This is a genomic window from Mycobacterium sp. 1165178.9 (assembly GCF_001673555.1).
Classification (GTDB): Bacteria; Actinomycetota; Actinomycetes; order Mycobacteriales; family Mycobacteriaceae; genus Mycobacterium.
In genome coordinates this window covers 1-3002 of sequence record NZ_LZMB01000255.1, presented here as the reverse complement: position 1 = coordinate 3002, position 3002 = coordinate 1, and the positions used below count along the sequence as shown (strand labels likewise).

The following is a 3002-nucleotide window of genomic DNA, read 5'->3' as shown; positions in this document are numbered from 1 at the left end:
CCGGCCTAAGAGCGGCCCAACCCGAACTGACGATCTCGTCGAGATTCAGCAGCTGCTCGGGCGCTACGCGGTCACCAGGAACCGGTCGTTGTCGACCAGCATCTGGATGGCCTCGTCGTCCATCAGGAAGCCGTGTTCGATGCAGTCGATGCCGCACGCGACCGCGTGCTTGACCGCTTCCGCCCCGTGGGTGTGCGCGGCGACGCGCAGCCCGCGCCGGTGCGCCTCGTCGACGATCGCGCGCAGTTCCTCGTCCGAATAGTGTTGCGCCCCGGCCTCACCGGTCAACGACATGACGCCGCCGGAAACGCACACCTTGATCAATTCGGCGCCGTGCTTGATCTGGTAGCGCACCGCCTTGCGGATCTCGTCGATCCCGTTGGCGATGCCCTCTTCGACCGTGAGCTCGAGTGCGCCCGGCATGAAGGCCGCGAACATCGTCGGGTCCAGGTGCCCGCCGGTCGGCGTGATGGCGTGGCCCGCCGGGACGATTCGGGGCCCCTCGATCCAGCCCGCGTCGATGGCCTTACCCAGGGCGACGTCGAGGAGGTAACCGCCGGTCTTCACGAACAAGCCGAGGTTGCGCACCGTGGTGAAACCGGCGCGCAGCGTGCGTCGGGCGTTACCGACCGCGCGCAGCACCCGCGTGGGCGGGTCGTCCTGCACCTGGGACAGCCCGGGCGTCTCGCCGCGTCCGCCCATCAGGAGGTTGACCTCCATGTCCATCAGGCCCGGCAACAGGATCTGGTCACCGAGATCGATGACGGTGGCATCCGCGCCCCCAGGGCCCGAATCCCTGACACCGACGATCCGATCGTCATCGATCGTCAGGGTGCCGGGTCGAACGATCTCACCGGCGTCGACATCGAGCAGCCCTGCGGCCTTGAGGGTCAGCACCGCCTAGATCACCGGTTCCCGGATCACTTCAACCCACGCCGCGCCGCTGTCGGGAACGCGCGGTTGTTTCCACGCCTCGATGGGGAATGACACCATGACCAGTGATTGCATCATGTGCATCAATGTCTTTGCGTCGTCGGGCAGGTCGTCGAGCGGGAACTTGTCGACGTACTCGATGACGTCGTTCAGCAACGGGAACGCGGCGTCGTAGAACTCCTGCAGCTGAGGCATCGTCGAGGCCAGCCGCTTGGCGTAGCGCTCGGGCTCGGTGGCCAGGTCCCAATCCAAATAGGGCTCCAGGGCCGCGAATTCAGACGGTAACGCCATTGCGTTGGTGCTCCTTCACGTAGTCAGCGGTCGTCTTGTGCAGATGACGGATCAACACTTCCTGGTCGCAGAGCAGGAACTCCTTGACGGCGCGGGTGCCGATCATCGTCTGGGTCGCTTCCAGCGTGTTGGCGTCCTGCAGCGCGTACTCCTTGAAGGTCACCGCGGCCAACTCCTGGGCCAACCGTTCCCGCGCATTGCGCGGCGGAACGAAATACAACGTGGACTCGAAGATGTGCTTGTCCACAGCGGTAGGCCAGTAGTGATAGGTCAGGAACCAGCCCGGCTCCCAGATCAGCAGCATGAAGTTCGGGTAGAAGAGCCACGAGTCGATGCCCCACTGCGGCACCCTCTTCACGTTGACACCCGGTGGCAGCTCCAGCTTTTCGATGATCTCCGGTTTGTCCCACGGACCGAACAACCCGCTGCGCAACACCTGGTCCATCGGCTTGACCATCGACATGTCCGGGGGCGGTGCCTGACCGCCCCACGTCGACTGCAGGTTGTGCGGTCCGGCCAACTCGTAGTGCAGCGCCTCGTAGCCGACCTTCTGGATCTTGGCGGCTTCTTCCTTGGTGTACTGCCCCTGGTGCAGGATCGGGGCGTGGTAGAACTCGACGAACGCGTCGATGAACAACTTCCAGTTGCTGCCGACCTCGGCCCGATAGGAGTAGGTCTCCGTCATCTCGCCGAAGGGGTAGCCCTCGATGCTCTTGGCCAGCGGCCCGAGGTAGTCGATGAGCGGCGCCGCGTTGTCATCGAAGTTGATGAAGATGAAGCCCTCCCACACCTCGCACCGGACGGGTGCCAGGCCGAAGTTGCTCTTGTCGAGGTTGAAGAACTCCTCTTCCTGTTGGACGAAAGTCAGGTCACCGTCGAGGTTGTAGCGCCAGGCGTGGTACTTGCAGGTGAACTGCCGGCAGGTGCCGGAGGTCTCCTCGTTGGGAAAGTCGTTCCACACCAGCTTGTTTCCACGGTGGCGGCAGACGTTGTGGTACGCCTTGACCGACCCGTCCTTGGTCTTGGTGATGATCACCGAGGTGCCTTTGCCGGCCGACGGCAGTTCCCTGGTGAAGTAGCTGCCCGTGCGGGGGAGGCGCTCGACACGGCCGACGTTCAGCCACGTCTTTCTGAAGACGGCGTCGCGCTCGGCCTCAAAGAACGCCGGATCGATCGAGTCGGTGTAGTCAACCGGCGCCGTGCCGAGGTCGGGGTAGTTTTCTGTCCAACTGCCGGCGGCTGGCTTGGGGAAGTGCGGCAACGTTCTTGCTCCTCTTATTCGACGTTGTTAGCGGCCGTGGTGGCGTGTTCGAGCTGGATGCCAAAAGTGTTGAAGGCCATGGCCAGCAGCGCATAGCAGCCGACCGTGAATACGTAATCCATGCGTTGCTGGTCGTTGAGGCGCTCGCCCAGTGCCGCCCAAGTCTGGTCGGACAACTCCGACTTCTCATCGAGTTCATCGACGCCGATGATCACGGCCTTATCGAACGCGTCGAAGTCCGCGGCGCTACCATTGCCGAATTGCTGCACCGCCGTGATCTGGTCGTCGGTGATCCCTTCGTCCTTGGCCATCCTGACGTGGTGGGACCACTCGTAGGCGCACCGGCGACGGTGGGCCACCCGCAGGATGGCCAGTTCGCGGATGCGAGCGGGCAGCGTGGATGACGTCAACAGGTGGACATTGAATCGAAGAAACGCCTTGGCGAGCGCCGGGTGGTGAGCCAGCGTGGAAAGCGCGTTGTTGGTGTCCGCTCCGCGCATCGCCGAAAGTGCCTGCT

General features: G+C 63.7%; 3 protein-coding genes and 1 pseudogene. All 4 read right to left on the bottom strand.

What is annotated here, in order from left to right; genetic code table 11:
- Positions 1-69 precede the first annotated feature (69 nt).
- A pseudogene (locus A5652_RS11565) lies at positions 70-897 on the bottom strand (amidohydrolase family protein); the annotation flags it as partial.
- A gap of 3 nt (positions 898-900) precedes the next feature.
- Positions 901-1224, bottom strand: a complete 324-nt coding sequence (locus A5652_RS11560) for a hypothetical protein (RefSeq protein ID WP_067350793.1) — start codon at positions 1222-1224, stop codon at positions 901-903.
- Complete coding sequence (locus A5652_RS11555) at positions 1208-2485, bottom strand: aromatic ring-hydroxylating dioxygenase subunit alpha (RefSeq protein WP_067350790.1); 1278 nt, start codon at positions 2483-2485, stop codon at positions 1208-1210. Before A5652_RS11555 ends, A5652_RS11560 begins: the two co-directional genes overlap by 17 nt.
- 14 nt (positions 2486-2499) lie before the next feature.
- A partial coding sequence (locus A5652_RS11550; protein ID WP_197513922.1) for a carboxymuconolactone decarboxylase family protein occupies positions 2500-3002 on the bottom strand: 503 nt, incomplete at its 5' end.

Coding starts and splice junctions, on each gene's coding strand:
- A5652_RS11560 (WP_067350793.1), bottom strand. CDS start 1,224: ATGGCGTTACCGTCTGAATTCGCGGCCCTGGAGCCCTATTTGGATTGG.